We start from the raw sequence: 24314 nt of genomic DNA, 5'->3' as shown, positions 1-24314 counted from the left end.
GTTTATGTAGCACGTCCCGAAGGGGCTGACATAAGAAGGTGAATGAGCCACTGGTTACTATTATGCAACAGATGTGCCAAAATGCAAATAAAAATATTAATATGTTGAAAAGTATGAACTTATAGGGTTTCAGCGATTCATTCAGCCCGTGATGATTTTCAGGCTATCTGTCGCTAATCGGCAACACCCTGAGAGGATTCTTGCTACCCCTATAAAAATCAAAAACTTAAGTGTCTCCTTTTGGAGACACCGCAGAATGTGAGTTGTCGCACATTTGCGACACTGGGGAATTGCCGGGCGGCACTGCGTTTGCCCGGCCTACAAAATTTATCCGGCCTTTGGAGGCCCGGTAAGCGAAGCGCCACCGGGCACAACAACGATCTCTTAACCTAACTGCTTACGCGCGTTGCGGAAGATACGCATCCACGGGCTGTCCTCGCCCCAGTTTTCCGGGTGCCAGGAGTTGCTGACGGTGCGGAACACGCGCTCAGGGTGCGGCATCATCACCGTGACACGACCGCTTTCGCTGGTCACCGCGGTGATCCCGTTGGCAGAGCCGTTCGGGTTTGCCGGGTAGTTTTGCGTTACCTTGCCGAAGTTATCGACAAAGCGCAGCGCCACCAGACCTTTGCTCTCCAGCTCCGCCAGATGCGCGGCATCACGCAGTTCAACCTGCCCTTCACCGTGGGAGACAGCGATTGGCATCTGCGATCCTACCATTCCCTGCAGCAGCAGAGACGGGCTCTGGGTCACTTCCACCAAGCTGAAACGCGCTTCGAAGCGATCGGACTGGTTACGCACAAAGCGCGGCCAGGCTTCGCTGCCCGGAATCAGCTCACGCAGGTTCGACATCATCTGGCAGCCGTTACAGACGCCCAACGCCAGGGTCTGTGGACGATGGAAGAAGGTTTCGAACTCATCGCGGACGCGTTCGTTGAAGAGGATGGATTTTGCCCAGCCCTCGCCCGCGCCCAGCACGTCACCGTAGGAGAAGCCGCCGCAAGCCACCAGCGCCTGGAAATCAGCCAGACCGGTACGCCCTGCCAGCAGGTCGCTCATGTGAACGTCGATGGCATCGAAGCCTGCACGGTGGAAGGCGGCCGCCATCTCAACGTGGGAGTTGACGCCCTGCTCACGCAGGACAGCCACTTTTGGACGCGCACCCTTCGCAATGTACGGCGCGGCAATATCTTCATTGATGTCGAACGACAGCTTCACGTTCAGGCCCGGATCGTTGTCGTTGGCTTTCGCCTCGTGCTCCTGATCGGCGCACGCCGGGTTATCGCGCAGACGCTGCATCTGCCAGGTGGTTTCCGCCCACCACATACGCAGCGTGGAGCGGCTTTCGGCAAAGACCGTCTGGCCATTCGCGTCGATAACAAAACGATCGCCGCTCACCGCTTTACCCAGATAATGTACGCAGTCGCCGAGACCGTACTGTGCCAGCAGCGCTTCCACTGCCTCGCGATCGGCCGCACGCACCTGAATCACGGCGCCCAGCTCTTCGTTGAACAGCGCAGCCAGATTATCGTTACCCAGAGAGGCAATATTCACTTCCACGCCGCAGTGGCCGGTGAAGGCCATTTCCGCCAGGGTGACCAGCAGGCCGCCGTCGGAACGGTCGTGGTAGGCCAGCAGTTTACGCTGCGCCACCAGCGCCTGAATGGCGTCGTAGAAGCCTTTTAGCTGCGCCACATCGCGCACGTCTGCCGCTTTGTCGCCCAACTGGCGATAAACCTGCGCCAGTGCGGTGGCCCCCAGTGCGTTGTGACCTTTACCCAGGTCAATCAGCAGCAGGGCGTTGTCTTCGGTAGAGAGCTGCGGGGTAATGGTGTGACGCACATCTTCCACGCGGGCAAAGGCGGTGATCACCAGCGACAGCGGCGAAGTCATCTCGCGCTGTTCGTTGCCTTCCTGCCAGCGGGTTTTCATCGACATGGAGTCTTTACCCACCGGAATGGTCAGGCCCAGCGCCGGGCAGAGCTCTTCACTCACCGCTTTCACCGCTTCGTACAGCCCGGCGTCTTCACCCGGGTGACCTGCTGCGGCCATCCAGTTGGCGGAGAGCTTGATACGTTTGATGTCGCCAATCTGGGTGGCGGCAATGTTAGTCAGCGCTTCACCCACCGCCAGGCGGGCAGAAGCGGCAAAGTCCAGCAGCGCCACCGGGGAACGTTCGCCCAGCGCCATCGCTTCGCCATAGTAGCTGTCGAGGCTGGCGGTAGTGACCGCGCAGTTCGCCACCGGCACCTGCCACGGGCCCACCATCTGATCGCGGGCGACCATGCCGGTCACGGTACGGTCACCGATGGTGACAAGGAAGGTTTTCTCCGCCACTGCCGGCAGATGCAGAACGCGGTTTACCGCCTCGGCAACCGTCACACCCTGCAGGTCGAGGGCTTTACCGCTGGCTTTGCGGGATTCAACGTCGCGGGTCATCTTCGGCGTTTTACCCAGCAACACGTCCAGCGGCAGATCGATCGGCTGGTTGTCGAAATGGGTATCGCTTAAGGAGAGGTGCATCTCTTCGGTGGCCTCACCGATCACCGCATACGGGGCGCGCTCGCGACGGCAGAGCTCGTCAAACAGCGGCAGCTGATCCGGGGCAACGGCCAGCACGTAGCGCTCCTGGGATTCGTTACACCAGATCTCCAGCGGGCTCATGCCAGGTTCATCACTCAGGATGTCGCGCAGGTTGAAGCGGCCTCCGCGGTTGCCGTCGCTCACCAGCTCCGGCATGGCGTTGGAGAGACCGCCCGCGCCCACGTCGTGAATAAAGAGGATCGGGTTGGCGTCGCCCAGCTGCCAGCAGCGGTCGATCACCTCCTGGCAACGGCGCTCCATCTCCGGGTTGTCGCGCTGTACGGAGGCGAAATCGAGATCCGCATCAGACTGGCCGGATGCCATAGAGGAGGCTGCCCCGCCGCCCAGACCGATATTCATCGCCGGGCCGCCCAGCACGATCAGTTTGGCACCTACGACGATCTCGCCCTTCTGCACGTGATCGGCGCGAATGTTGCCGATCCCGCCTGCCAGCATGATCGGCTTATGGTAGCCGCGCAGCTCTTCGCCGTTGTGGCTGTCCACTTTCTCTTCGTAGGTACGGAAGTAACCGTTCAAAGCCGGACGACCAAATTCGTTGTTAAACGCCGCGCCGCCCAGCGGGCCGTCGGTCATGATATCCAGCGCGGTAACAATACGCTCTGGTTTGCCAAAATCTTCTTCCCACGGCTGTTCAAAGCCCGGGATACGCAGGTTGGAGACGGAGAAACCGACCAGACCCGCTTTTGGCTTAGCGCCACGACCGGTTGCGCCTTCGTCACGGATTTCACCGCCGGAGCCGGTGGCGGCACCTGGCCACGGTGAGATCGCCGTTGGGTGGTTGTGGGTTTCGACCTTCATCAGGATATGCGCTGGCTCCTGATGGAAATCATAGCGCCCCGCTTCGCGATCGGCGAAGAAGCGGCCCACCTCGGAACCTTCCATGACTGCGGCGTTGTCTTTATAGGCCGACAGCACATGATCTGGGGTTTGCTCGAAGGTGTTTTTGATCATTTTGAACAGCGACTTTGGCTGTTGCTCACCGTCGATAATCCAGTCGGCGTTGAAAATCTTGTGGCGGCAGTGCTCTGAGTTGGCCTGCGCGAACATATAGAGTTCGATGTCGTTCGGGTTGCGGTTCAGCTTAATGAACGCGTCCTGCAGGTAGTCGATTTCATCTTCGGCCAGCGCCAGGCCTAAACGCAGGTTGGCGTCAATCAGCGCCTGACGGCCTTCACCCAGCAGGTCCACGCTCTGCACGGGCGCAGGCTGATGGTGAGAGAAAAGCTGCTGCGCGTCGTCGAGAGAGGCGAACACGCTCTCCATCATGCGGTCGTGCAGTTCTGTTGCCACGACTGACCACTGTTCGTGAGTCAGGCTTGCGGCTTCAACGTAATAGGCTACGCCCCGCTCCAGACGGTTAATCTGGCTCAGACCACAGTTATGGGCGATGTCGGTTGCTTTAGAAGACCAGGGGGAGATGGTACCAGGGCGAGGCGTGACCAGCAGAAGTTTACCGTTCGGGGTATGGCTGCTCAGGCTTGGCCCGTACTTCAGCAGGCGTTCCAGTCGGCCCCGCTCGTCTGCCGATAAGGGCGCATTCAGGTCAGCAAAATGGACATACTCAGCGTAAATATTGCTTACCGGAAGGTCGGCCGCCTGAAAACGTGCCAGCAATTTATTGATACGGAAGGCAGACAGTGCAGGCGAACCACGCAGAATTTCCATCATAAGTCTCTCGTCTTCGAAGCGCCGGAGGCGCTTACAGTGTGCGCAAGGGGGGAAAACGGGCGCCATTATAGTGGATCCTGCGCGCCGACGAAACCGTTTGCGTCGTAATAAAATCGTCGTCGTCATTTAACCATTGGTGTTGCCTTTCCCGCTAATAAGTTGCCAAGTGGCGTAACTTTACGCAAAATGCCGCGAAATCTTTGGTAATACTTGTTTTTACTGTGACGACTACAAACCAAAATAATACACAGCTCATAGAATCAACTTATTGAAAAAATTAAAGATTAATTATCTGTTCATCGGCATCGTGACCCTGCTGCTGGCAGCGGCCCTGTGGCCTTCAATCCCCTGGTTCGGTAAAGCCGAAAATCGCATCGCCGCCATTCAGGCGCGGGGGGAGCTGCACGTCAGTACCGTGGCCTCTCCCCTCACCTACAGTGCGATCAACGATAAAGTCATTGGGCTGGATTACGAACTGGCACAGCATTTTGCTGACTATCTGGGCGTAAAGCTCAAGATTACGGTACGCCAGAACATCAGCCAGCTGTTTGACGACCTGGACAATGACAAGGCTGACATGCTGGCTGCTGGCCTGGTCTATAACAGCGAGCGCAGCAAAAACTATCAGCCAGGCCCAACCTACTACTCTGTCTCACAGCAGCTGGTCTATCGCGTAGGCAGCCTGCGACCACGCACGCTTGCCGGACTCACCGCTGAGCAGCTCACCGTTGCCCCGGGCCATGTCGTCATTGACGACCTTCGGGCGCTGAAAGAAAAAAAGTACCCTGAACTTAGCTGGAAGGTTGATAAGAAGCTCGGCACCACGGCGCTGCTGGAACAGGTGACGGACGGGAAACTGCCCTACACCATCGCCGACTCGGTTGCCATTAGCCTGTTTCAGCGCGTTCACCCGGAGCTGGCCGTGGCGCTGGACGTCACTGACGAGCAGCCTGTCACCTGGTTCAGCCCTCTCGACGCCGACCAGACGCTCTCCGCCGCCATGCTCGATTTCTTTAACAGAATGAATGAAGACGGCACGCTGGCGCGTCTGGAGGAGAAGTACCTCGGTCACGGGGATGGCTTCGACTATGTCGATACCCGCAGCTTCCTGCGGGCGGTGGATAATGTCCTGCCGACGCTGAAGCCGCTGTTTGTGAAGTATGCCCAGGAGATTGACTGGCGACTGCTGGCCGCCATCTCGTACCAGGAGTCTCACTGGGACGCGCTGGCCACCTCGCCAACGGGGGTACGCGGCCTGATGATGCTGACCAAAAACACCGCCCAGAGCCTGGGCCTGACCGATCGTACCGATGCTGAGCAGAGTATCAGCGGCGGCGCGCGCTACCTGCAGGCGATGATGGACAGAGTGCCGGAGAGCGTCCCGGAAGAGGAGCGGATCTGGTTTGCGCTGGCGGCCTATAACATGGGCTATGCCCATATGATCGATGCCCGCGCCCTGACCGCGAAAACCAAAGGCAACCCCGACAGCTGGTCAGATGTAAAACAGCGTCTGCCGCTGCTGAGCCAGAAGCCTTATTACAGCAAGTTGACCTATGGCTACGCGCGCGGCCACGAGGCGTACGCCTACGTGGAAAATATCCGCAAATACCAGATAAGCCTGGTGGGGTATCTGATGGAGAAAGAGAAAGAGGCGCAGGCAGCCCAGCAGCTGGCCCAGGCCTATCCGGTGGTGGCACCGGATGAGCTTACTCACCCGATAACTTCGATTCTGCCTTTTGCTGCTTTTTCTGCTGACGCCGCATTCGAAAGAAGTCACTTAGCATCGCCGAACACGCTGGTGCCAGCACCTCTCCAATAACCTTGACCTGATGGTTCATGCCGGGGTGACTGAGCACATCCAGCAGCGAACCTGCCGCACCGGTTTTTTCATCCCGCGCACCATACACCACCGTACCGATCCGGCTGTGGATCATGGCGCCGGAGCACATGACGCAAGGTTCAAGAGTGACATACAGGGTGGTGTCCAGCAGGCGGTAGTTTTGCAGCACCAGCCCGCCCTGGCGCAGGGCCATAATTTCGGCATGGGCGGTGGGGTCGTGGCGACCAATCGGGCGATTCCAGCCTTCGCCGATCACCTGATTATTGTGTACCAGCACGGCACCGACCGGGACTTCGCCTTCATCCCAGGCACGTTGGGCAAGCTGGAGCGCATGGCGCATCCAGTATTCATGATTAAGTTCAGGGTCGGACAACGCAGCATACTCCAGTCTGAAAAGCGGGCGCATTATACACACCCGCTATGCATAATCACAAAATCATTCCAGTTGCTGAAGTTCGCCCAGCGGCGTGACGCGCCAGCGGTGCTGGCAGAAGTAGAGCAGCGGGTTATCCTGTTTGCTGTCGCTGTAGCCGCTGTAGAGCCGCAGCGGGGTGCCAATTTTCTTCTCCAGCTGTGCCACCTTCTCATGCCCAAGACAGCGCATGGTCAGCACCCAGCCGCCGTAGGCGCGGCCAATCTGGGTGGCGATCAGGTTAACGCGCGGCAGCCAGGGGGTATCAAAATAGACCTGTTCCACCAGCGGCTGCGGCGAGCCGGTGATGAGCCAGATGTCGGCATCGTTGGCGTCCAGGTAGTTTGTCAGCCGATCCTGCACCACCGGAAAGGCGGTGACATGCTCGCGAAACCAGCTGACAAACTCTTTCTCCAGCTGTTTAAGCCGGGCTTCGCTGTGGCCGAAGGTGCACCCCCACAGCAGCAGGCTCATCGGCCAGCGGGCGGCGCGGCCTTTAACCAGCAACGCGCCGCCAATGATCGGCAGCAGAGGCAATACGAGCAGGGCATTCAGGGGCTGTCGGCGCAGTAAATAGCGCATAAAGGTGCCGAACATATCCTGCTGATGCAGCGTTCCGTCCAGATCAAAAAAGACTACGCGACGCTCGTTATTTGCCAAACCTTACTCCTCTGGATCGTTAAACCCTAACAGCCAGGTAAACAGGAACCCGGCGATCACCGCTACCAAATAGCCTAACAGATAGAGCATGACTTTTCCGGTCACGATGGTTAATGCCAGCGGTAATCCGGAAATACCAAAGGTGATGACGGTCGCCACTTTCCAGTAACCGATCAGCGCCCCGCCGACCGCGCCGCCCAGACAGGCCCCGATAAACGGCTTGCCGAGCGGGAGGGTGACACCAAAAATCAGCGGCTCGCCGATGCCCAGCAGCCCGACCGGCAGCGCCCCTTTGATCACCTTTTTCAGGCGTGCATTGCGGGTTTTCATCAGCACTGCGATGGCCGCGCCGATCTGTCCGACCCCGGCCATTGCCAGAATAGGCAGCAGGGCGTTGTAGCCGTGCGCCTGCACCAGCTCAACGTGGATCGGCACCAGCCCCTGATGTAAACCGGTCAGTACCAGCGGCAGGAAGGTGCCCGACAGCACCGCCCCCACCAGGAATCCACCGCGATCGATAGCCCAGGAGGCACCGTGGGCGATGGACTCCGAGATCCAGCCTCCCAGCGGCTGCAGGGCGATGATGGCGATACTGCCGGTGATAAGCGTGGTCAGCAGCGGGTTGAGGATCAGCTCCAGGGAGCCTGGCAGGATATTACGCAGCTTTTTCTCAAGCCAGCACATCAGCACCACCACCAGCAGCACGGCGATCACCCCGCCGCGCCCCGGCTGCAGCGCTTCGCCGAACAGGGTGATTTGCGCCAGCTGGGGGCTGGAGAGAATGCCAGCCATCACTCCGCCTAACGCCTGCGAGCCGCCAAACACTTTGGCAGTATTCACCCCCACCAGAATGTGCATGATGGCAAAGACCGCGCTGCCGAAAATGCCGAGGATCCCGAGCAGGTTTGGATATTGGGTCGCAAAATCCCCGACAATATCCGGGCGTTTCAGGATATTGATAATGCCGGTGATGAGCCCTGAAGCAATAAAGGCTGGAATGAGCGGAATAAAGACATTTGCCAGCATGCGTAGCGCATCGCTCATCGGGGCTTTATATTTGGCTTTTGCCTGCGCTTTGGTGCGCTCGGCATCATCAATCACCGCCCCGCCCATCAGGGAGCGCATGGCATCCACCACCTGCGCGGCCTTACCAGGCCCGACGATGAGCTGGTGCTGCTCCCCCTGCTTTACGTACCCGCTGACGCCAGGCAGTTTTTTCAGGGTGGCCGGATCGAGCTTGTCGTCATCCTGAACTTCCACCCTCACCCGCGTCATACAGTTTTCCAGACGCCGTATATTTTTTTCCCCGCCGATCCCCGCAAGAATACCGCTGGCGAGCGCTACTGTTTTTTCCATGTACGCCTCTTTAGTTTTCTAATGCCGCACGTAAGAATCCCTGATGCGCGTCAAGCCTGGCGCGCGCCGCAGCGGCATCCAGCCCGCTTAAAATCATCAGAATGGCCGGTTTGACGTCATACCCGGTCTGCTGCAGTACCTTTTCCGCCTCTTCGCGGGAGGCGCCGGTGGCTTCGACCACCATGCGGCACGCCCGATCAATGAGCTTCACGTTGGTCGCTTTCATGTCCACCATCAGGTTCTGGTAGACCTTACCGAACTTCACCATTGCCCCGGTGGAGATCATATTCAGCACCAGCTTTTGCGCCGTGCCGGATTTCAGGCGGGTGGAGCCGGTCAGCGCTTCCGGGCCGACAACCGGCGAGATGGCGATCGTCGCCACCTGGGCAATGGGTGAGCCTGGATTGCAGGAGATGGCCACGGTAGTGCAGCCGGTCTGGTTCGCATACTCCAGCCCGCCAATCACGTACGGCGTGCGCCCGGAGGCCGCCAGCCCGACCACCAGATCCTGCGCGGTCAGATTAAGTGCTTTGAGATCGTCTTCACCGAGCTGCTTGCTGTCCTCTGCCCCTTCCACCGCTTTCAGCAGTGCCCCCGGCCCACCGGCGATGAGGCCGATGACCAGGCCATGTGGTACGCCGAAGGTGGGTGGGCACTCTGAAGCATCCAGCACCCCCAGCCGTCCGCTGGTGCCTGCCCCCATATAGATAATGCGTCCCCCCGCTTTCAGCGCGTCTGCCGCGGCATCCACCGCTTTAGCTACCTCGGGCAATGTTTCTTTCACTGCCTGCGCGACCAGCGTATCCTGTTGGTTGAAGCGATGAACAAGGTCAAGCGTGGAGAGTGCATCCAGGTCGAGGGTTTGTGGGTTGCGTGATTCTGATACCAGTGAGCCGAGATTCATTTTTTGTGCCTCAAGAATTTTTAATTCATAATAAGCGCATTATCATGGAATATAAAATTCATTCAGGCGAGCAGAATTCGCAATTGCTGCAGTCATCACATTTCGCCAGGAGTCCCTATGAACTGTCTAATTCGCATCCGCCAGCGATACGCGGGTTTTGCCCAGAGCGATAAAAAGCTGGCGGATTTTTTACTCTCGCAGCCCGATCGTGCCCGCCATTTAAGCTCTCAGCAGCTTGCCAGCGAGGCGGGCGTGAGCCAGTCAAGCGTGGTGAAATTCGCGCAAAAGATTGGTTTCAAAGGTTTTCCCGCCCTGAAACTGGCGCTCAGCGAGGCGCTGGCCAGCAACCCGAATCCGCAATCCATGCCGGTTCATAACCAGATCCGCGGCGACGATCCGATGCGCCTGGTGGGTGAAAAGCTGATCAAAGAGAACATCGCTGCGATGCACGCCACGCTGGACGTCAATAGCGAAGAGAAGCTGCTGGAGAGCGTGGCCATGCTGCGGGCGGCAAGACGGGTGATCCTAACCGGCATCGGCGCCTCGGGGCTGGTGGCGCGTAACTTCGGCTGGAAGCTGAATAAAATCGGCGTGATTGCCATTGTCGAACAGGACATGCATGCCCTGCTGGCTACCGTACAGGCGATGGAGCCTGACGATCTGCTGTTGGCCCTCTCCTATTCCGGCGAACGCCGCGAGATTAATCTGGCCGCCGATGAAGTGCTGCGCGTGGGGGGCAAAATTCTGGCGATCACCGGCTTTACCCCCAATGCCCTGCAGCAGCGGGCCACACGCTGTCTGTATACCATTGCCGAAGAGCAGGCCACCCGCAGCGCGGCGATCTCGTCCACCAGCGCGCAGATGATGCTGACCGATCTGCTGTTTATGGCGCTGGTTCAGCAGGATCTGGAGCATGCCCCGGAACGTATTCGCCATAGCGAGGCATTGGTAAAAAAACTGGTTTGAACAGACAATGAGCGTATAATGCCCGCCCTGTTTGTGTTGTTTCTGAGAATTTCCTGATGGCGCTGTTAATCACCAAAAAATGCATCAATTGCGATATGTGCGAACCCGAATGCCCTAACCAGGCAATTTCAATGGGAGAGAGCATTTACGAGATTAACAGCGACCGCTGCACCGAGTGCGTGGGTCATTATGAGACGCCAACCTGCCAGAAGGTGTGCCCGATCCCCAATACTATCCTGAAAGATCCGGCACATCCTGAATCGGAAGAGCAGCTGTGGGACAAGTTCGTTCTGATGCACCACGCCGATAAGATTTAACTTTCGATAATCACCGTGGCGCAAGCGTAATGGCGCTCATCCGCCAGCGTCACGTGCATGTGCGCCACACCCAGCTTTTCCGCCAGCCTTAGCGCCTCGCCCCACAGCCTGAGGCGCGGTTTGCCCAGCTCATCGTTAAAGACTTCGAACTGATTGAACGCCAGACCGTTGCGGATCCCGGTGCCGAAGGCTTTTGCCGCCGCCTCCTTCACCGCAAAACGTTTGGCAAGAAAACGCACCGGTTGCTGGTGCGCTTCCCAGATGGCCCACTCGTTATCGCTGAGCACCCGACGGGCAAGGCGATCGCCGCTGCGGGCAATCACCGCTTCGATGCGGGCGATCTCAACGATATCCGTGCCTAAGCCGAGGATAGCCATTACTTGCGGGCTTCCAGCATCAGACGCTTCATCTCTGACACCGCCTCTTTCAGGCCGCTCATCACCGCGCGCCCGATAATCGCATGGCCGATGTTCAGCTCGTGCATCTCCGGGATCGCCGCAATGGCCTTGACGTTATGGTAGGTCAGACCGTGACCGGCATTGACCTTCAGGCCCAGACCCGCCGCGTATGTTGCCGCTTTGGCGATGCGATCGAGCTCTTTCGCCTGGGTCGCTTCGTCTTCGGCATCGGCGTAGCAGCCGGTGTGGATCTCAATGAACGGCGCGCCAACGTCGGCGGCGGCTTTGATCTGCGCTTCATCGGCATCGATAAACAGGGATACTAGAATCCCGGCATCGGCCAGACGTTTGCAGGCATCACGCATCTTATCCAGCTGACCGGCCACATCCAGCCCGCCTTCGGTGGTCACTTCCTGGCGCTTCTCCGGCACCAGGCAGCAGAAGTGCGGTTTGGTCTCAACGGCAATTGCCAGCATCTCTTCGGTGACGGCCATCTCCAGATTCATGCGGGTGTCCAGGGTCTGGCGCAGGATACGCACATCGCGGTCGGTAATATGGCGACGGTCCTCGCGCAGATGTACGGTAATACCGTCGGCACCCGCCTGCTCGGCGATAAAGGCCGCCTGGACCGGGTCAGGATAGGCGGTTCCGCGCGCATTGCGCAGCGTGGCAATATGGTCAATGTTGACGCCTAACAGTAATTCAGCCATGACAATCCTCGGTTTCTCGTTGTTCATTTACGCTTTGGCATAAACTGCCTGAATAATTCGCGGCTCTTTAAGGGCTTGCCACCAAGATACGGCTTGAGCGCAATACGGGTAAAGCGTTTTGCCGCCCGCAGAGTGCTGGCATCCGGAAATTCGCGTTCCGCCAGCGCCCGCAGATCCCGCCCGGTAAAGGTACTGTTGTCGATAACCACGCTGGCGATAAAGCCCTTCTCCTCACGATAGCGGTAGGTCATGGTGTCCTCTACCGGCTCGCCGCTGCCCGCGCAGTGCAGAAAATCGACCCCATACCCCAGGTGCCCAAGCAACGCCAGCTCAAAGCGGCGCAGCGTCGGTTCCGGCGAACCGGTGGTACCCGCCAGGGCCTGAAGACAGTGCAGATAATCGAAAAAGAGTTCAGAGAAGCGGGTCTCATGTTCAAGCACGCGCGTAATAAGCTCGTTCACATACAGACCGCTGTAGAGCGTAATACCAGAGAGAGGGAGCGCCAGAGAGACGGCTTCAGCACTGCGCAGGGTTTTCACTTCCCCGCGTCCGCCAAAGCGCACCAGCAGCGGTGTGAAGGGCTGCAGAGCGCCTTTCAGGTTAGAACGTTTGGAACGTGCGCCTTTGGCAACAAGGCGCACGCGGCCTGACTCTTCCGTGAAGACGTCCAGCATCAGGCTGGTTTCGCTCCAGGGACGACTATGCAGTACAAAAGCGCGCTGCCAGCCTTCCACGTTTTAGTGGCTTATACGTCGTCGCCGTAACCAAGACTGCGCAGTGCGCGCTCGTCATCGGCCCAGCCAGATTTCACTTTCACCCACAGCTCCAGGTGAACCGGCGCTTCAAACATCTCCTGCATATCCTTACGGGCTTCAATACCGATGGTTTTAATTTTGGCGCCTTTGTTGCCAATCACCATCTTCTTCTGCCCTTCGCGCTCAACGAGGATCAGCCCGTTGATGTCGTATCCGCCGCGCTCGTTAGTCTGGAAACGTTCGATTTCAACGGTGACAGAGTACGGCAGTTCCGCGCCGAGGAAACGCATCAGCTTCTCACGGATGATTTCAGAGGCCATAAAACGCTGAGAACGGTCAGTGATATACTCTTCCGGGAAGTGATGAATCGCTTCCGGCAGGTGCTTACGCACGATGCCCGCGATGGTGTCGACGTTCAGACCGGTCTCGGCAGAGAGCGGGACGATATCGAGGAAGTTCATCTGGCTACCCAGCCACTGCAGATGCGGCAGCAGGTCGGCTTTTTCCTGTACGTTATCCACCTTGTTGACCGCAAGGATAACCGGCGTTTTACCGTCACGCAGTTTGTTCAGCACCATCTCGTCGTCCGGGGTCCAGCGGGTGCCTTCAACAACGAAAATGACCAGCTCAACGTCGCCGATAGAGCTGCTCGCCGCCTTGTTCATCAGACGGTTAATGGCACGCTTCTCTTCCATATGCAGACCGGGGGTATCGACATAAATCGCCTGATACGCCCCTTCGGTATGGATACCGACAATGCGGTGACGCGTGGTCTGCGCCTTGCGGGAGGTAATAGAGATCTTTTGCCCCAGCAGATTATTCAGCAGGGTTGATTTGCCTACGTTCGGACGTCCAACGATGGCAATAAATCCACAATAACTTTTTTCTTCGCTCATTCCAGCTCCAGCATTTTCAGCGCCTGTTCGGCGGCAGCCTGTTCCGCCTTACGACGGCTTGAACCTGTGCCAACCACCGGTTCACTCAGGCCACTGACCTGGCAATGGATGGTAAACTCCTGATCGTGTGCTTCGCCACGAACCTGCACCACCAGATAAGATGGCAGCGGCAGATGGCGACCCTGCAAATACTCCTGCAAACGGGTTTTTGGATCTTTCTGTTTATCACCCGGGCTGATCTCATCCAGACGCGTCTGATACCAGTTCAGGATCAGCTGCTCCACCGTCTGGATATCGCTGTCGAGGAAAACACCACCGATTAACGCTTCGACCGTATCCGCGAGAATAGATTCACGACGGAAGCCGCCGCTTTTCAGTTCGCCAGGCCCGAGTCGCAGGCATTCACCCAGTTCAAATTCACGGGCAATTTCGGCAAGCGTATTGCCACGTACCAGCGTTGCGCGCATGCGGCTCATATCGCCTTCATCCACACGCGGGAAACGGTGATAAAGCGCATTCGCAATAACAAAACTTAAAATGGAGTCGCCCAGAAATTCGAGTCGCTCATTGTGTTTGCTGCTGGCACTGCGATGGGTTAATGCCTGTTGCAACAACTCCTGATGCTGAAAAGTGTAGCCCAGCTTCCGTTGAAGCCGATTAATTACGATGGGGTTCATGCGATACCAATAGAATAAATGCGTCAAAAATGCAGCACACGAAACCGTCCTGAGAAAGCCAACGCGGTTTCGTGTGCCGTGGCGCTGAATCAGCGCCAACCTTAAACTTCGGGGGAATATTCTATACGCAACGACAGGGGTTGTCGTTAGTCAGAAGAGATTTATCAGTGAAATAATTCACGTAGCCTCTGGTTAAAGAGGCTACGTGCTCATTTATCAGGAATTAATGGATGCCGCCAATACGATTTAACCGTACGCCGGTTGGCCATTCGCCTTCCTGTTTCTCGAAGCTCATCCAGATGGTGGTGGCTTTACCCACCAGGTTCGCTTCCGGCACAAAGCCCCAGTAACGGCTGTCCGCGCTGTTATCGCGGTTATCACCCATCATGAAGTAGTGTCCCGGTGGCACGATCCAGGTCGCCAGCTGCTGCCCCTTCTGCTGATAGTACATACCCAGCTGATCCTGCGCGATGGAGACGGTCAGGATACGGTGCGTCACATCGCCCAGGGTCTCTTTACGCTCGTTCAGACGAATACCGTTCTCTTTGGTCTCGCCTTTCGGCAGCTGGAAGAAACCGCTGGTCGCTTCGCCGCCGTTGCGACGGGCAAAGGTCTGCACAAAGTCGCTTGGCTCAACGCCGGAATAGGTCACCGGTAATGCGCTACCGCAAGCGGTGCCGGAACTGCAGCCAGGCTGAACCGTCACCTCTTTGGAAACCGGATTATAGGTTACCTTATCACCCGGTACGCCAACGGTACGTTTGATGTAATCCAGACGCGGATCGTCCGGATATTTGAACACCACGATATCGCCGCGTTTTGGATGGCCGGTTTCGATCAGCGTTTTCTGGTAGATCGGATCTTTAATGCCATAAGCAAACTTCTCGACCAGAATAAAATCACCGATCAGCAGCGTTGGCATCATCGAACCGGATGGGATCTGGAAAGGTTCATAGATAAACGAACGTACCACCAGCACAATGGCCAGCACCGGAAAGACCGAAGCGCCCGTTTCCAGCCAGCCCGGCTTAGGGCTGACTTTCTTCAGGGTATTCGGATCCAACTGGTCGCCCGTGGCAGCCTGCGCGACGGCCTGACGTTCGCGACGTTTCGGAGCAAAGATAAACTTATCCAGACACCACAACAGCCCCGTCACCAGTGTGGCAATCACCAGGATCAGGGCAAACATGTTCGCCATGCCAACTCCTTAAGGGTTATTTTCCGTCTTTACCAACGTGCAGAATGGCGAGGAACGCTTCCTGCGGCAGCTCAACGTTACCGACCTGCTTCATACGCTTCTTACCTTCTTTCTGCTTCTGGAGCAGCTTCTTCTTACGGCTGACGTCACCGCCATAGCATTTTGCCAGAACGTTTTTACGCAGCTGTTTAACCGTAGAACGGGCGATAATATGGTTGCCAATGGCCGCCTGAATCGCAATGTCGAACTGCTGGCGTGGGATGAGATCTTTCATCTTCTCGACCAGTTCGCGACCGCGATACGGGGCGTTGTCGTTATGGGTGATCAGCGCCAGCGCATCGACGCGCTCGCCGTTGATCAGCACGTCCACACGCACCATGTTGGAGGCCTGGAAGCGTTTGAAGTTGTAATCCAGCGACGCATAACCGCGTGAAGTTGACTTCAGACGATCGAAGAAGTCGAGCACCACTTCCGCCATCGGGATTTCATAGGTCAGCGCCACCTGGTTACCATGGTAAACCATGTTGGTCTGTACACCACGTTTTTCGATACACAGCGTGATGACGTTACCGAGGAACTCCTGCGGCAGCAGCATGTGACACTCGGCGATCGGCTCGCGCAGCTCATGAATATTATTCAGCGGCGGCAGCTTGGATGGGCTGTCAACGTAAATGACCTCTTTCGAGGTGGTCTCGACTTCGTACACTACCGTTGGTGCGGTGGTGATCAGATCCAGATCGTATTCACGCTCCAGACGCTCCTGAATGATCTCCATGTGCAGCAGGCCGAGGAAGCCGCAGCGGAAGCCGAAGCCCAGCGCCGTCGAGCTTTCTGGCTCATAGAACAGGGAAGCATCGTTCAGGCTCAGCTTGCCGAGCGCGTCACGGAAGTTCTCATAATCGTCAGAGCTTACCGGGAACAGACCCGCATAAACCTGCGGTTTTACCTTTTTAAAGCCTGGCAGCGCTTTTTCTGCCGGGTTACGGGCGCCCGTCAGGGTATCGCCCACCGGCGCGCCGAGGATGTCTTTGATCGCACAAACCAGCCAGCCTACTTCGCCGCACTTCAGCTCGGTACGGTCGACCTGTTTTGGCGTGAAGATACCCAGACGGTCAGCGTTATAGACCTGTCCGGTGCTCATCACTTTGATCTTGTCGCCTTTACGCATGGTACCGTTTTTAATACGCACCAGCGAGACAACGCCGAGATAGTTATCGAACCAGGAGTCGATGATCAGCGCCTGCAGTGGCCCCTCCGGATCGCCTTCTGGCGCCGGGATGTCACGCACCAGACGTTCCAGCACGTCGGTGACACCCACGCCGGTTTTTGCCGAGCAGCGCACGGCGTCGGTCGCGTCAATGCCGACGATATCTTCGATCTCTTCCGCCACGCGCTCAGGATCGGCGGCTGGCAGGTCGATTTTGTTCAGAACCGGCACCACTTCGAGATCCATTTCCATCGCGGTATAGCAGTTAGCCAGGGTCTGGGCTTCTACGCCCTGCCCCGCATCCACTACCAGCAGCGCGCCTTCACAGGCCGCCAGCGAACGGGAAACTTCATAAGAGAAGTCAACGTGGCCTGGGGTGTCGATAAAGTTAAGTTGGTAGGTTTCACCGTCAGACGCTTTATAGTCGAGCGTAACGCTCTGCGCTTTAATGGTAATACCGCGTTCGCGTTCCAGGTCCATGGAGTCCAGTACCTGGGCTGCCATTTCACGATCAGACAGGCCACCGCAAATCTGGATAATACGGTCAGACAGCGTCGACTTACCGTGGTCAATGTGAGCAATGATCGAAAAGTTACGTATGTTCTTCATATAGTTAAATAATTATGCCTTACGAATTCCTGGAGGCCGCTGTTCTTAGCCTGACGTTTTTCAGTGCGAAAACGCAGCATTCTACACTACATCTCCGTCACCAGGAAATGCTCTTCCAGCAAGCTTAGCGCGAAGATCTGGCGTTTTCTTTTATGAGATGTAAATAAAACAAAGCCCGGTAACATCACCGGGCTTCTGAAGAGAGCGTGTCGACACGCAGCTGATCGGGTGGCAATCCGACGCTGAGAATAACGGGCTGCCACGCTTCACGCTCCGCAAGACGGGAGGAAAAGCCGCGCGCCAGTAAAAAGCCGCCCACGCCGCCCAGCGCTGCGCCGCACATCGCGGCGAGATCGGTCCCAAACAGCACCTGGAACAGACCGCCAAGGGCAAACAGCCCCACCAGCGGGGAGAGATAGACCAGCATGGCCGAGCCAAGCAGGCTACCTTCAGCGATCCCTAACTCAACTTTTTGCCCCTCCACCAGCGGCTCTGCGCTGGGCACGCTGATCGTGTGTGAGGTCTGCGGTCCAAGTTTGTTCAGCACCCGGCTGCCGCAACCGGCGCGGGAGGCGCAGCTGTTGCAGGATGCTTTGACATCGCAGCTGACCAGCGCGACGCCCTTATGCCATGAAACGACCGTTGCCCACTCTTTGATCATTGTGCAGCCCTGAATTTAATGCTGTCGGCGATACGTTTAGCGGTTTGCGGCGGCAGTTCACCGACAACAGTGATCTCTGCGTTATCCCGTATCGTGGTGCTGACGGTGCGACGCCCGGTACGCAACATCTGATCGGCACTGACCGGTGTTGCCCGGTTAATGTTCACCGAGAAGCTGAACAAGCCGTCGGAGTAAAGACGGGATTCAACCGGGGTATCGATGGTGGGCAACTGGCGTCGACTGCTGGAGACTTCACTGAAGCCCTGCGGGATCCAGTTAGGCGCCCAGTTAAAGTTAACGTTATCCCCCGCCGGGACGGAGAGCAGCGGCGGCAGGTTCGCTTTTGCCAGATTCTGCATGCTGTTACCGACCTGATCGTCGATGGTAAAGGAGATCACCCGGAACTGCTCCAGCGTCTCACCATCCCTATCCAGCAGATCGACCCGCATTGGCAGCTTGGTCTCTGCATCCATCCAGACGATATAGCTGTAACGTGTTCCGTCTCTGGCGACCACCCGCAGCACCTCGCAGAGCCGATCGGCGATACGGGTACGTCCTACGGAGATGAAGTCGTAGTAAGGGGACAACCGTTTAAAATCGGTATAGATGAGCGAAGGCAGCGAATCAACAATGTAGTCGCCATTCAGCGTAAAAGGTTCGAGACCCGGCTCGAAATAGCTGATTTCATTGCCACGCTGCACAACTTCGCGGCGCGGACCATCCATCTGCAAAAGCTGGGCAAGAGGCTGTTTATCAAGACGGGCATGGCGATAGCGTAACGACTCTACACCTTGCTTATTGATACTGATAAAAGACAGCTCGTAGTTGAGTGACTGGCTGGCCTGGTTCATTTGCTGCAACAACGCCCCGGACGATACATCAGCCGAGGCGTTGACAGTGAACAACAGGCTACCCGCCATCAGAGACATGGCGCACCAAAGTTGCTTCATTACTGCGATTGCGTTCCTAAAGTTTGGTTTCCTGGCACTTGCACAGCAGCCTGCTGCGTTTGCGCCTGTTCAAACTGAAGCTGTTCAGAATGCAGACGACGCTGCAATTCATAATCCTGCAACATCGCATTGATACGACGGCGCTGCTCTTGTACCTGCTGCTGCTGACCGGCACCGGCCGAGGCATCAGAAGGAATACCCAGACTTACCGGGCTGGCTTTGCCCATCATCGGCAGTGTATTAAACACTGGCGCTTCTGGTTGCTGGCTCACTTCAGATTGAGTGTTATAGTGCTGGACGCCCACAATAACTGCAAGCGATACGCAAGCAGCCACACCCATTTGAGTCAGTTGACTCGCCCAGGGGCGCACTTTGTTCCAGAAAGGCATCTTCTGCCACAGGTGCGGTGCAGGTTGAGCTTCGGGGATGAGCGGGGTGGCCTGAGAAACAGGTTCGTTCTCTATGGCCGCCATTACGCGAGCTGAGATATCAAAATGGAGGACATCGCTGGTATCGCCGCGCAGAGTATCGCGAATGAGATGATAACTCTCCCAGGTTTTTTGCATCTCAGGAGAGCGAGAGAGCTCGTTGAGCATCTCACTGTCCAGCGTTTCACCATCCATCAAAGCGGAAAGTTGTTCTTTCTGCATGCCTAATACCTTTTCCAGTATCCCGCTATCGTCAACGCCTGATTAGCGGTTGAACTTTATTATCAATAGCTTCTCGCGCACGAAAGATCCGTGAGCGAACCGTACCGACCGGGCAATCCATGATAGCGGCTATCTCTTCATAGCTCAGGCCATCTAACTCCCGCAACGTAATTGCCATGCGTAAATCTTCCGGGAGCGACTCGATGGTGCGAAAAACTATTTGTCTCAGTTCTTCTGACAACATTAAGTTCTCAGGGTTCGAAATTTCTTTCAACGCACCGCCGCTTTCATAATTTTCAGCGTCGATAGCATCGACATCGCTTGAAGGCGGACGTCGGCCCTGAGCGACGAGGTAGTTCTTAGCCGTATTGACGGCAATACGATACAGCCAGGTATAAAAAGCACTATCTCCCCGGAAAGATTCCAGCGCACGATAGGCCTTAATGAAAGACTCTTGTACCACATCAGGAACATCCCCTGACGGTACATAGCGGGACACCAGACTCGCCACCTTATGCTGGTAGCGCACCACCAGTAGGTTAAAGGCTTTCTGATCTCCCTTCTGGACCCGTTCAACCAGAATCTGGTCCGTTAACTGCTCGCTCATCCGAGGTAAAGTCTCCCCAAACCTAAATTCCACGCGTTATCGAAACGCCACTCCAAACACTGCACTGTGAGCAAGCAGTTGCTTTGAGGGTCTTTATTTCAATTAGTTCCGTCACGCCTTTGTTTTTGTTAATCACGTCGCAGACTGTTCATTTTCTATCATTATAAGTCTGATACCGATACGTACCCAGTTTCTGCTAAGAAATGGTTTTTTACCGTTTGCAGGGTAACGCAAGACGGGCTTTATTTCACCACAAAATCTGTAGCTAACAATCTGCTACGCAAAATAATTTCGCCCTTTTTGTTCCTTATCTCTGTCTAGCCTCTGTTTAGCCATTGCAACTACTCTTAAAAAAAACGTGCGATTCATCGCATTCAGGTGCTATGCTGGCCAAACACTGTTTAGTAAATTAAACACACATCATGAACGCAATTTCTGAACTCTCCTGTGACGTACTGATTATCGGCAGCGGCGCCGCCGGCCTTTCACTGGCGCTGCGACTCGCCCCACACCAGAAAGTGATTGTCCTCAGCAAAGGTCCTGTTAGCGAAGGTTCTACCTTCTATGCCCAGGGCGGAATTGCCGCGGTGTTTGATGAAACTGACAGTATCGACTCCCATGTCGAAGATACCCTGATTGCCGGTGGCGGCATCGTGGACCGACACGCGGCTGAATTTGTCGCCAGTAATGCCCGCCACTGCGTGCAATGGCTGATCGATCAGGGCGTGCTGTTTGATACCCAAGTGCAGGCCAACGGAGAAGAGAGTTACCACCTGACGCGTGAAGGCGGACACAGCCATCGCCGGATCCTGCATGCCGCAGATGCCACCGGTAAAGCAGTCGAAACGACCCTGGTCAGCCAGGCGTTAAGCCATCCCAACATCCGGGTGCTGGAACGCAGCAACGCGGTGGATTTGATCATCTCCGATAAAATTGGTCTGCCGGGCACGCGGCGCGTTGTGGGAGCCTGGGTCTGGAACCGTAATAAAGAGAAGGTGGAAACCTGTCGGGCAAAATCGGTTGTACTGGCAACCGGCGGTGCCTCTAAGGTTTATCAGTACACCACCAACCCGGATATTTCCTCAGGTGACGGTATTGCCATGGCCTGGCGCGCGGGCTGTCGCGTGGCCAATCTGGAATTTAACCAGTTCCACCCCACTGCGCTATTCCACCCGCAGGCACGCAACTTCCTGCTGACAGAAGCGCTACGCGGTGAAGGCGCGCATTTAAAACGCCCGGATGGCACTCGCTTTATGCAGGACTTTGACGAGCGGGGCGAGCTGGCGCCGCGTGATGTTGTGGCCCGCGCAATCGATCATGAGATGAAACGCCTGGGCGTGGACTGCATGTATCTGGATATCAGCCACAAACCCGAAGCCTTTATTCGCCAGCACTTCCCGACCATCTATGAAAAACTGTTGGGGCTCGGCATCGACATCACCAAAGAGCCAATGCCGGTGGTGCCCGCGGCGCACTATACCTGCGGCGGTGTGATGGTCGACGATCATGGCCGGACCGACGTTGACGGTTTGTACGCCATTGGCGAGGTGAGCTACACCGGCCTGCATGGCGCGAACCGAATGGCATCAAACTCGCTTCTGGAGTGCCTTGTGTATGGCTGGTCAGCGGCGGAAGATATCACGAAGCGCATGCCTTACGCCCGCCAGGCGGAAAACCTGCCGGACTGGGACGAAAGCCGCGTGGAGAACCCGGATGAACTGGTTGTGATCCAGCATAACTGGCACGAGCTGCGCCTCTTTATGTGGGATTACGTCGGCATTGTGCGCACCACCAAACGTCTGGAACGCGCCCTGCGCCGTATTACCATGCTGCAGCAGGAAATTGATGAGTATTACGCCCATTTCCGCGTATCCAATAATTTACTGGAACTGCGTAATCTGGTTCAGGTGGCGGAGCTGATTGTGCGCTGCGCTATGATGCGCAAAGAGAGCCGCGGTTTGCACTACACGCTCGACTACCCGGAGCAGCTTGAGCATTCCGGCCCGTCGGTGCTTTCACCGCTGGCTCACATAAATAAATAGAAGGGGTGGGTCAGCGCCGTGTAGTCATCGGAATAACGCTGATCTGGCCCACGTATCACCAGCCTGTCGCTGAAGCACTCTCCCTCTTTCGGCGACAGCGCCAGCAGCACCCGGTGCGGCAGCCTGCCGTCGGTTTCCGCAATATCGGTGCGCAGGCGTAAAAACCAGCCCATCTCCAGCGCGCTGGCAATAAATGCACTGCCTGCGCTCTCCGGTAACACCACGCAGAAAAATCCCTCTTCGGAGATCAACCCGGCGGCGCAGGCTAACAGCGCGCCATGATCGAGCGTGTCGGTATACCGGGCCTGCTCTCGCTGGGGTGTAGCACAGGCTACGCCCGGTTCAAAATAGGGAGGATTGCTGACAATCAGGTCATAGCGAGCCGTTTGCTCTGGCGCCCAGGCAAGAACATCCGCACAATGGAGAGATACGCGCGAAGCCCAGGGGGATTCCGCTACGTTTTCCGCTGCCTGCTCAGCCGCCTGGGGATCCAGTTCAACCGCGTCAAGCGTGACGGAGTGTTCGGTACGCTGCGCCAGCATCAGGGCTAATAATCCGCTGCCGCTGCCAATGTCGAGGATACGTTTAACGCCTGCTACCGGTGCCCATGCCCCCAGTAAAATGCCATCAGTGCCGACTTTCATTGCACAGCGATCGTGGGCGACAAAGAACTGCTTAAAAGTAAAACCATCGCGGCGCAGCTGCGCTTTGAGTTGAGACATGTCAGAGCAACCTTCAAAGTGAAACGGGAGTAGCATAGGTGAAAGCGTAACGACGGAAAAGGGATATCCACACAAACAGATGAAGATTGCAGCCGTAACGTCTATAATCAGCGCCCCACACAGAGGTAGAACATGACTGTAACGACTTTTTCCGAACTTGAACTCGATGAAAGCCTTCTGGACGCGCTCCAGGAAAAAGGCTTCACACGCCCGACCGCTATTCAGGAAGCGGCAATTCCGCCTGCACTGGAGGGCCGTGACGTGCTCGGTTCTGCGCCAACCGGCACGGGTAAAACGGCAGCCTATTTGCTGCCTGCGTTGCAGCATCTGCTGGATTTTCCGCGTAAGAAATCAGGTCCGCCGCGTATTCTGATCCTCACCCCGACCCGTGAACTGGCGATGCAGGTTGCCGATCATGCGCGTGAGCTGGCGAAGAATACCCACCTGGATATCGCAACCATTACCGGCGGTGTGGCCTATATGAACCACGCCGAAGTATTCAGTGAGAACCAGGATATCGTCGTTGCGACGACCGGGCGTCTGCTGCAATACATCAAAGAAGAGAACTTCGACTGCCGTGCGGTTGAAACCTTAATTCTTGACGAAGCTGACCGTATGCTGGATATGGGCTTTGCGCAGGATATCGAACACATTGCCGGTGAGACCCGCTGGCGTAAGCAGACCATGCTCTTCTCCGCGACGCTGGAAGGCGATGCGATTAAAGATTTTGCCGAGCGTCTGCTGGAAGATCCGGTCGAGGTGTCTGCCAATCCGTCCACGCGTGAACGCAAGAAGATCCATCAGTGGTACTACCGCGCCGATGATATTCAGCATAAAACCGCGCTGCTGATCCACCTGCTGAAACAGCCTGAAGCCACCCGCTCTATCGTCTTTGTACGGAAACGTGAGCGTGTGCACGAGCTGGCGACCTGGCTGCGTGAAGCGGGTATCAATAACTGCTATCTCGAAGGCGAGATGGTGCAGATTAAACGTAACGAAGCGATCAAACGTCTGACCGATGGCCGCGTGAACGTGCTGGTGGCGACCGACGTTGCTGCGCGCGGTATTGATATTCCTGATGTCAGCCACGTGTTTAACTTCGATCTGCCGCGCACTGCGGATACCTATCTGCACCGCATTGGCCGTACCGGTCGTGCCGGGCGTAAAGGGACAGCCATTTCGCTGGTCGAAGCGCATGACCATCTGCTGCTGCAAAAAATTGGTCGCTACGTTGAAGAGCCGCTGAAGGCCCGCGTGATCGACGAACTGCGTCCGAGCACCCGTGCGCCGAGCGAAAAAATGACGGGCAAACCGTCCAAGAAAGTGCTCGCTAAACGTGCCGAGAAAAAGGCGAAAGAGAAAGAGAAACCGCGCGTGAAGCAACGCCACCGTGATACCAAAAACGTGGGCAAGCGTCGTAAGCCTAGCGGCAGCGCGCCGGTGACACAGAAAGAAGAGTAATAAAAAAGCCGGGTTAAAACCCGGCTTTTTTTATCTGTACGCGG

Annotated in this window: 23 protein-coding genes; 5 read left to right on the top strand and 18 right to left on the bottom strand. The window is 56.6% G+C overall.

The genetic code is table 11. The annotated features are described in order from the left end of the window. Positions 1-384: 384 nt before the first annotated feature. The gene (gene purL / locus DVA44_RS05910; RefSeq protein WP_114385951.1) at positions 385-4272 is read right to left on the bottom strand and encodes a phosphoribosylformylglycinamidine synthase; all 3888 of its coding nucleotides are present in this window, start codon (positions 4270-4272) and stop codon (positions 385-387) included. 268 nt (positions 4273-4540) lie between these two features. Here purL and mltF point away from each other — a divergent pair, with 268 nt between their 5' ends. Then, positions 4541-6091, top strand: coding sequence for a membrane-bound lytic murein transglycosylase MltF (gene mltF / locus DVA44_RS05900; RefSeq protein WP_114385950.1), 1551 nt, complete (start codon positions 4541-4543; stop codon positions 6089-6091). Here the strand turns inward: mltF and tadA are convergent. The 4 genes from tadA to murQ are packed head-to-tail and all read right to left on the bottom strand — an operon-like array spanning position 5979 to position 9444. Further along, complete coding sequence (gene tadA, locus DVA44_RS05895; protein WP_114314212.1) at positions 5979-6518, bottom strand: tRNA adenosine(34) deaminase TadA; 540 nt, start codon at positions 6516-6518, stop codon at positions 5979-5981. The two genes, mltF and tadA, sit on opposite strands and share 113 nt — an antisense overlap. 30 nt (positions 6519-6548) lie before the next feature. Beyond that, the gene (gene yfhb, locus DVA44_RS05890) at positions 6549-7184 is read right to left on the bottom strand and encodes a phosphatidylglycerophosphatase C (protein ID WP_114385949.1); all 636 of its coding nucleotides are present in this window, start codon (positions 7182-7184) and stop codon (positions 6549-6551) included. A gap of 3 nt (positions 7185-7187) precedes the next feature. Further along, the gene (locus tag DVA44_RS05885) at positions 7188-8540 is read right to left on the bottom strand and encodes a PTS transporter subunit EIIC (protein WP_114385948.1); all 1353 of its coding nucleotides are present in this window, start codon (positions 8538-8540) and stop codon (positions 7188-7190) included. 10 nt (positions 8541-8550) lie between these two features. Beyond that, positions 8551-9444: an N-acetylmuramic acid 6-phosphate etherase gene (gene murQ, locus DVA44_RS05880; protein ID WP_114314209.1), complete on the bottom strand. Its 894-nt coding sequence runs from the start codon at positions 9442-9444 to the stop codon at positions 8551-8553. Positions 9445-9561: 117 nt separating this feature from the next. Between murQ and DVA44_RS05875 the strand changes: the two genes are divergently transcribed. Both DVA44_RS05875 and DVA44_RS05870 read left to right on the top strand, forming a co-directional pair. Further along, entirely contained in the window at positions 9562-10410 is an 849-nt protein-coding gene (locus DVA44_RS05875; protein WP_114314208.1) for a MurR/RpiR family transcriptional regulator, read from the top strand. A gap of 56 nt (positions 10411-10466) precedes the next feature. Next, a complete protein-coding gene (locus DVA44_RS05870) occupies positions 10467-10727 on the top strand; it encodes a YfhL family 4Fe-4S dicluster ferredoxin (RefSeq protein WP_103824596.1) in 261 nt (86 codons plus the stop codon). On the opposite strand, the gene acpS is transcribed toward DVA44_RS05870, so the two are convergent. The 12 genes from acpS to rseD all read right to left on the bottom strand — a co-directional run bounded on the left by acpS (position 10724) and on the right by rseD (position 20110). Further along, positions 10724-11104 carry a holo-ACP synthase gene (gene acpS, locus DVA44_RS05865; RefSeq protein ID WP_114314207.1) on the bottom strand — a complete coding sequence of 127 codons (381 nt, stop codon included), beginning with the start codon at positions 11102-11104 and terminating at the stop codon, positions 10724-10726. The genes DVA44_RS05870 and acpS overlap by 4 nt on opposite strands. After that, positions 11104-11835: a pyridoxine 5'-phosphate synthase gene (pdxJ, locus tag DVA44_RS05860; RefSeq protein WP_103181123.1), complete on the bottom strand. Its 732-nt coding sequence runs from the start codon at positions 11833-11835 to the stop codon at positions 11104-11106. Before pdxJ ends, acpS begins: the two co-directional genes overlap by 1 nt. A 23-nt stretch (positions 11836-11858) precedes the next feature. Beyond that, complete coding sequence (gene recO, locus DVA44_RS05855) at positions 11859-12569, bottom strand: DNA repair protein RecO (RefSeq protein WP_114314206.1); 711 nt, start codon at positions 12567-12569, stop codon at positions 11859-11861. An 11-nt stretch (positions 12570-12580) separates the two neighbouring features. Further along, positions 12581-13486, bottom strand: coding sequence for a GTPase Era (gene era / locus DVA44_RS05850; RefSeq protein WP_103180752.1), 906 nt, complete (start codon positions 13484-13486; stop codon positions 12581-12583). Continuing rightward, positions 13483-14163: a ribonuclease III gene (rnc, locus tag DVA44_RS05845; RefSeq protein WP_103180753.1), complete on the bottom strand. Its 681-nt coding sequence runs from the start codon at positions 14161-14163 to the stop codon at positions 13483-13485. The genes era and rnc overlap by 4 nt, the downstream gene beginning before the upstream one ends. Before the next feature lie 223 nt (positions 14164-14386). Continuing rightward, positions 14387-15361 carry a signal peptidase I gene (lepB, locus tag DVA44_RS05835; protein WP_114385947.1) on the bottom strand — a complete coding sequence of 325 codons (975 nt, stop codon included), beginning with the start codon at positions 15359-15361 and terminating at the stop codon, positions 14387-14389. 16 nt (positions 15362-15377) lie between these two features. Next, positions 15378-17177, bottom strand: coding sequence for a translation elongation factor 4 (gene lepA / locus DVA44_RS05830; RefSeq protein ID WP_103180755.1), 1800 nt, complete (start codon positions 17175-17177; stop codon positions 15378-15380). Positions 17178-17361: 184 nt separating this feature from the next. Next, positions 17362-17838 carry a SoxR-reducing system protein RseC gene (gene rseC / locus DVA44_RS05825; protein WP_114385946.1) on the bottom strand — a complete coding sequence of 159 codons (477 nt, stop codon included), beginning with the start codon at positions 17836-17838 and terminating at the stop codon, positions 17362-17364. After that, entirely contained in the window at positions 17835-18788 is a 954-nt protein-coding gene (gene rseB, locus DVA44_RS05820; protein ID WP_103180757.1) for a sigma-E factor regulatory protein RseB, read from the bottom strand. The genes rseC and rseB overlap by 4 nt, the downstream gene beginning before the upstream one ends. Then, positions 18788-19438 (bottom strand): anti-sigma-E factor RseA, encoded by a 651-nt coding sequence (gene rseA, locus DVA44_RS05815; RefSeq protein ID WP_039029767.1) that lies wholly within the window; start codon positions 19436-19438, stop codon positions 18788-18790. The genes rseB and rseA overlap by 1 nt, the downstream gene beginning before the upstream one ends. Before the next feature lie 31 nt (positions 19439-19469). Further along, a complete protein-coding gene (gene rpoE, locus DVA44_RS05810) occupies positions 19470-20045 on the bottom strand; it encodes an RNA polymerase sigma factor RpoE (RefSeq protein ID WP_103824590.1) in 576 nt (191 codons plus the stop codon). Then, positions 20042-20110, bottom strand: coding sequence for a rpoE leader peptide RseD (gene rseD / locus DVA44_RS25925; RefSeq protein ID WP_233212310.1), 69 nt, complete (start codon positions 20108-20110; stop codon positions 20042-20044). The genes rpoE and rseD overlap by 4 nt, the downstream gene beginning before the upstream one ends. Before the next feature lie 357 nt (positions 20111-20467). Here rseD and nadB point away from each other — a divergent pair, with 357 nt between their 5' ends. Continuing rightward, positions 20468-22087 carry an L-aspartate oxidase gene (gene nadB, locus DVA44_RS05800; RefSeq protein WP_114385944.1) on the top strand — a complete coding sequence of 540 codons (1620 nt, stop codon included), beginning with the start codon at positions 20468-20470 and terminating at the stop codon, positions 22085-22087. Here nadB and DVA44_RS05795 read toward each other — a convergent pair. Continuing rightward, positions 22072-22809, bottom strand: coding sequence for a tRNA1(Val) (adenine(37)-N6)-methyltransferase (locus DVA44_RS05795; RefSeq protein WP_114385943.1), 738 nt, complete (start codon positions 22807-22809; stop codon positions 22072-22074). The two genes, nadB and DVA44_RS05795, sit on opposite strands and share 16 nt — an antisense overlap. A 132-nt stretch (positions 22810-22941) precedes the next feature. Between DVA44_RS05795 and srmB the strand changes: the two genes are divergently transcribed. Further along, positions 22942-24270: an ATP-dependent RNA helicase SrmB gene (srmB, locus tag DVA44_RS05790; protein ID WP_103824586.1), complete on the top strand. Its 1329-nt coding sequence runs from the start codon at positions 22942-22944 to the stop codon at positions 24268-24270. The last annotated feature ends 44 nt before the right edge of the window (positions 24271-24314 follow it).

It is taken from the genome of Leclercia sp. W17, from assembly GCF_003336325.1.
GTDB lineage: Bacteria > Pseudomonadota > Gammaproteobacteria > Enterobacterales > Enterobacteriaceae > Enterobacter.
The sequence above is the reverse complement of the archived record's forward strand: the minus strand, read 5'-3'. Positions and strand labels throughout refer to the sequence as shown.

Bases quoted from the DNA above. Each gene is read 5' to 3' on its own strand.
- purL (WP_114385951.1), bottom strand. From the start codon at position 4,272: ATGATGGAAATTCTGCGTGGTTCGCCTGCACTGTCTGCCTTCCGTATC.
- tadA (WP_114314212.1), bottom strand. From the start codon at position 6,518: ATGCGCCCGCTTTTCAGACTGGAGTATGCTGCGTTGTCCGACCCTGAA.
- DVA44_RS05885 (WP_114385948.1), bottom strand. From the start codon at position 8,540: ATGGAAAAAACAGTAGCGCTCGCCAGCGGTATTCTTGCGGGGATCGGC.
- murQ (WP_114314209.1), bottom strand. From the start codon at position 9,444: ATGAATCTCGGCTCACTGGTATCAGAATCACGCAACCCACAAACCCTC.
- DVA44_RS05875 (WP_114314208.1), top strand. From the start codon at position 9,562: ATGAACTGTCTAATTCGCATCCGCCAGCGATACGCGGGTTTTGCCCAG.
- DVA44_RS05870 (WP_103824596.1), top strand. From the start codon at position 10,467: ATGGCGCTGTTAATCACCAAAAAATGCATCAATTGCGATATGTGCGAA.
- acpS (WP_114314207.1), bottom strand. From the start codon at position 11,104: ATGGCTATCCTCGGCTTAGGCACGGATATCGTTGAGATCGCCCGCATC.
- pdxJ (WP_103181123.1), bottom strand. From the start codon at position 11,835: ATGGCTGAATTACTGTTAGGCGTCAACATTGACCATATTGCCACGCTG.
- era (WP_103180752.1), bottom strand. From the start codon at position 13,486: ATGAGCGAAGAAAAAAGTTATTGTGGATTTATTGCCATCGTTGGACGT.
- rnc (WP_103180753.1), bottom strand. From the start codon at position 14,163: ATGAACCCCATCGTAATTAATCGGCTTCAACGGAAGCTGGGCTACACT.
- lepB (WP_114385947.1), bottom strand. From the start codon at position 15,361: ATGGCGAACATGTTTGCCCTGATCCTGGTGATTGCCACACTGGTGACG.
- lepA (WP_103180755.1), bottom strand. From the start codon at position 17,177: ATGAAGAACATACGTAACTTTTCGATCATTGCTCACATTGACCACGGT.
- rseC (WP_114385946.1), bottom strand. From the start codon at position 17,838: ATGATCAAAGAGTGGGCAACGGTCGTTTCATGGCATAAGGGCGTCGCG.
- rseB (WP_103180757.1), bottom strand. From the start codon at position 18,788: ATGAAGCAACTTTGGTGCGCCATGTCTCTGATGGCGGGTAGCCTGTTG.
- rseA (WP_039029767.1), bottom strand. From the start codon at position 19,438: ATGCAGAAAGAACAACTTTCCGCTTTGATGGATGGTGAAACGCTGGAC.
- rpoE (WP_103824590.1), bottom strand. From the start codon at position 20,045: ATGAGCGAGCAGTTAACGGACCAGATTCTGGTTGAACGGGTCCAGAAG.
- nadB (WP_114385944.1), top strand. From the start codon at position 20,468: ATGAACGCAATTTCTGAACTCTCCTGTGACGTACTGATTATCGGCAGC.
- DVA44_RS05795 (WP_114385943.1), bottom strand. From the start codon at position 22,809: ATGTCTCAACTCAAAGCGCAGCTGCGCCGCGATGGTTTTACTTTTAAG.
- srmB (WP_103824586.1), top strand. From the start codon at position 22,942: ATGACTGTAACGACTTTTTCCGAACTTGAACTCGATGAAAGCCTTCTG.